The sequence below is a fragment of the Streptomyces sp. NPDC104096 genome (assembly GCF_055584385.1).
Map to the genome: position 1 here is coordinate 1 of NZ_JBVJMD010000142.1, position 3,603 is coordinate 3,603.

Genomic DNA, 3,603 nt, shown 5'->3' on the forward strand with positions numbered 1-3,603 from the left:
GCGCCTACGCCGAGGCAGCCAGGGCCGGAGCACCCCGGGCCCGACAGGTCGCCGACGCGTGGCACTTGTGGGACAACCTGGCCCACGCGGGAGCGCTACCAAGCCGTCCAGGACCTGCTGGCCCAGGGATGGACGATCGGCGCCATCGGACGGGAACTCGGACCGGCCCGCCACACCACCCGCCGTTACGCGCGCTGCGAGAACCCCGGGGCCCTCGCCGATCAAGCCATTCGCACGACCCGGCTGGACGTCTGGCGGCCCTACCTGATCGGCCGCTGGAACCAGGGCTGCACAAACGCCTCCGCCCTCTTCCGCGAGATCCAGACCCAGTGCTACCCAGGCCGCACACCACAAGCCGTCCGCCGCTTCCTACGGCCGTTGCGCGACGCAGCGAAGACGGTGCCCGCGCCTTCACTCAAATCCCAGGACCTCAGCACCTGGATCCTCCGGCACCCCGCACACCTACGAGCCGAAGAGGAACGACAACTCGACGACGCACTCTTCTGCTGCCCGCACATGGCTGCACTCCGAGGCCACGTCGAGTCCTTCGCCCGCATGATCTGTGACCGCACCGGTACCCGTCTGCCCGCCTGGATCCGCGCCGTCCGCGCCGACGACCTGCCGTACCTGCGTGCATTCAGGAACGGACTCGAACGAGATCTGGACGCCGTCATCGCCGACCTTACTCTGCCCTGCAGCAGCGGTCCGGTCGAAGGTCACGTCAACCGGATCATTCTGTGGAATCAGCGATGTCAAGCCGTGTGCTTGTGCATCACGTCGAGGTAGTGCCGATCGCGGTGCGGAACGTGATGGTCCCGGCCGGGCAGGCTGAAGACAGCGCAGACCTCGGCCGGCTGGGTGAGGATGCTCGACTGCTCGCCGAAGGTCAGGGCAGGGTTGACCTCGTGGTGACAGCCTGCGGTGTCGAGGGCAGTGATCAGTTCCTCGCGGAGCACGGTGGCCGCGAACGACTCGGAATCGGGCAGGACGAGCGGCGGGAGTTTGCCGGTCGAACCAGGCCGGAGGCTGATCCAGATGCCGCTGACGGCCCGCTGCGTGACCAAGAGTTGCAGCCCGTTCCAGGAGTAGGGGTAGCCGTCGATATCGGGCCCCTTCATGACGTGGGCGGGGTGCGGGCGCCCCGGGCCGAGAAGGTCTTCAGCCTCGGTCAGGGGCATTCCGCAGTGAAGCGGGCCGATCCGGCCGGTTCGGGCGAAGTCGACGAGCACGTTCATCAAGGTCACGGCAGTGACTGTGGCACTCTCCCGGGCCTGTGCGCACTCCGATATCAGACCGGTGCGGAGCCTGCCCCGCCCTGTCGGACGCCGACGAACGGCAGAAGGCGGGCTGTCGCCGGTAGGGGTAGGCCCAGTTCGCGTGGTGTCGGGCCGACCGGAGTGGGTGTGTCGGCGAGGAGGTCGAGTAGTCGGTCCAGGGCCCCCGGCCGTCCTCGACGGCTGCCTGCTCGTCATCGGTCAGCGGGATGGACACGGCCATCTTCTGCAAGTTGCTTTTGGCTTCCGGGAGTTGGGATCGCGTGGAGTCCTTGGGACTGTAGAAGTCGCAGCGTGCGCAGGCCATGCGGTACTGGCATTGCTCGAAGAAGGTGTAGCCGCAGTAGCCGTGTTCGAGGTCGTAGTGCTGCCAGGGCTCACCGGCCGCGACCTTGGATTCAACCGGTCAGGCCGCCGCACTGGAACAGCTCCGCGTCGACCGTCAGCTCGAAGAAGCCCTCGTCCACGGTCCCGATCCGCTCCACCTTGCCGAGGCTTTCGGCCTCGACGAGAAGACGGCGATCCGGTACGCGCCCTCCGCACGGGCGCTGCTGGAGCGGCCCGCCGAACAAACCTGTGAGGACTGACCGTGGTCTTCTGCCATTCTGCCTGCCATGTCCGCACGAAATCGAAGACTGCCCCGGCACCGTGCCTGGCCACTGACCGCCACCGACATCAACGAGTGTCTCGGCCCTTACATGACCCGCGTCACGGACCTGCAGTTCCTTACCGGGCATGACAGCGGGACCATCGTCCTGGGAGCAGCGTGGGTCGCTCCGAACCCCCGCAACTACGGCCGCGGCGTCCACCCGGACATGGTCGGCTTCCGCATAGACGTCCACCCGGTCGATGCCGCCGAACGTGCCGCCACCCGCGCTGTTCTACGAGCGCATGCCCTCCCGCAACTCCACGAATGGATCACGCAGGCGATCGCTGCCGACGAGACCTGGCAACTGACGCCGCACCAGCACTACTGGCGGTTCACCAACGGCCATCTCACCCACCGCGACGAAGAGTGAACCGAGTCCGGACGACACGCACACCCCTACATCGGCGAGGTCACGCGCGCGGGTTCACAACGACCCCAGGACGCCGCACCGGGGAACCAGGACACCCGACCCTCGGGTTCCCGCCGAGAAACCTTCAGTTCCCCTGAACTCGCGGGGATCCCGGGGTGTGACCCCGATACGCGTCAAAGGGGCAGTGAGTTGATCTTGAGGCGTCCCGGCGGGCTGTGAGCTACGAGTCCTCGATGATCCCGCAGTCGGTCACGGGCTGGACGTCGCTGCAGTCATCGGCCCGCTGCCGGGTCTCGCCCAGTGTCTTGCGCAGAGCTGGCAGCTCGGTGTCGATCTCGGCGATACGGGCGTCGAGCAGGCCGCGAACGGTGGCGCACGGCGGGGTGCCGCCGTTTCGGATGGCGAGGACGTCGCGGATGTCGTCCAGGCGCAGGCCGAGGGCGCGGGCTCGGCGGATGAAGGTCAGCAGCTCGATGTCGTGCTGGTCATGGGGCCGGTAGCCGGCCTCGGTCTGCTCGGCGGCGGGCGGCAGGCCCCGGGCCTCGTACCCCCGTACCGCCTTGCGTGTGACCCCGGCGGCTTGCCCGACCGTCAGTCCTGGTGGCGGCATACTCGCACCTTCTCACTCCCATTCTTGACCTTGCCGCGGGGGCCGGGCTCTAGCGCCGCGAACGTCAGGGACGGAACCCGATGAGAGAGGTGAGGGGCATGCCGTTCCGCGAGGAGGGTCTACCGCGGCCCCGATGAGTCCTGCGGGTGCGAGCTGATCGTGACCAAGGCGGTGTCACCTATCTGTGGCGGTCAGTGGTCGGCCCCGCTGAGTTGGCGGCGCTGGCGCGGGTGTACGTCACCTACGCACTGGAACGGCACGGCATGTTCGAGTTGATGTCCCGTCACGACCTGCTCGACAGCGGCGAGCAGAGTGGAAATCCGGACGGGCCTCGGCTGAGGGAGGCGATGCTCCCGATGTTCCAGCGCGTCACCGAGCTCGTCGCTCAGTGCCGGGCACAGGCGCTGGAGCCTTCGGCGGCAGTCACCGCGGCTGCCCTGTGGGCGAACCTGCACGGCATCGCCCAACTGTGGCCCTGGGGCAGCCTGCAACTCGCCCTCGGCGGCGAGGGTTCCGACAGTTACGACCGGTTGATCGAAGCTGCGCTGGACGCCCGTCTCAAGCCGATGGCCTCATGACCGGGCGGCTGCGACGCTCGGTCCCGTTAGGTTCTGTCCCGCCGATCATGGGTGCGGGAGGATGCCGTCCATGACTTGCGTCCGAAGGGGCCGTGCCTCGTAGAACACCAGCTTCACTTCGG

The 3,603-nt window shown here is 67.7% G+C and carries 5 protein-coding genes and 1 pseudogene; 4 read left to right on the forward strand and 2 right to left on the reverse strand.

Annotated features, from left to right (window positions below):
• Nucleotides 1-786 (forward strand): annotated as a pseudogene (locus ACZ60B_RS42710) (ISL3 family transposase); the annotation flags it as partial.
• Here the strand turns inward: ACZ60B_RS42710 and ACZ60B_RS42715 are convergent.
• Nucleotides 753-1,244, reverse strand: a complete 492-nt coding sequence (locus tag ACZ60B_RS42715) for a hypothetical protein (protein WP_469397422.1) — start codon at nt 1,242-1,244, stop codon at nt 753-755. The pseudogene ACZ60B_RS42710 and the gene ACZ60B_RS42715 sit on opposite strands and share 34 nt — an antisense overlap.
• A gap of 422 nt (nt 1,245-1,666) precedes the next feature.
• Between ACZ60B_RS42715 and ACZ60B_RS42720 the strand changes: the two genes are divergently transcribed.
• A complete protein-coding gene (locus ACZ60B_RS42720; RefSeq protein ID WP_469397424.1) occupies nt 1,667-1,861 on the forward strand; it encodes a hypothetical protein in 195 nt (64 codons plus the stop codon).
• A gap of 27 nt (nt 1,862-1,888) precedes the next feature.
• Entirely contained in the window at nt 1,889-2,293 is a 405-nt protein-coding gene (locus tag ACZ60B_RS42725) for a hypothetical protein (protein WP_469397426.1), read from the forward strand.
• Nucleotides 2,294-2,513: 220 nt separating this feature from the next.
• Here the strand turns inward: ACZ60B_RS42725 and ACZ60B_RS42730 are convergent, their stop codons facing one another.
• On the reverse strand, nt 2,514-2,903 hold the full coding sequence (locus tag ACZ60B_RS42730; protein ID WP_469397428.1) for a MerR family DNA-binding protein: 390 nt from the start codon (nt 2,901-2,903) through the stop codon (nt 2,514-2,516).
• 146 nt (nt 2,904-3,049) lie between these two features.
• On the opposite strand from ACZ60B_RS42730, the gene ACZ60B_RS42735 reads away from it, so the two are divergent.
• Complete coding sequence (locus tag ACZ60B_RS42735) at nt 3,050-3,481, forward strand: TetR-like C-terminal domain-containing protein (RefSeq protein ID WP_469397431.1); 432 nt, start codon at nt 3,050-3,052, stop codon at nt 3,479-3,481.
• The last annotated feature ends 122 nt before the right edge of the window (nt 3,482-3,603 follow it).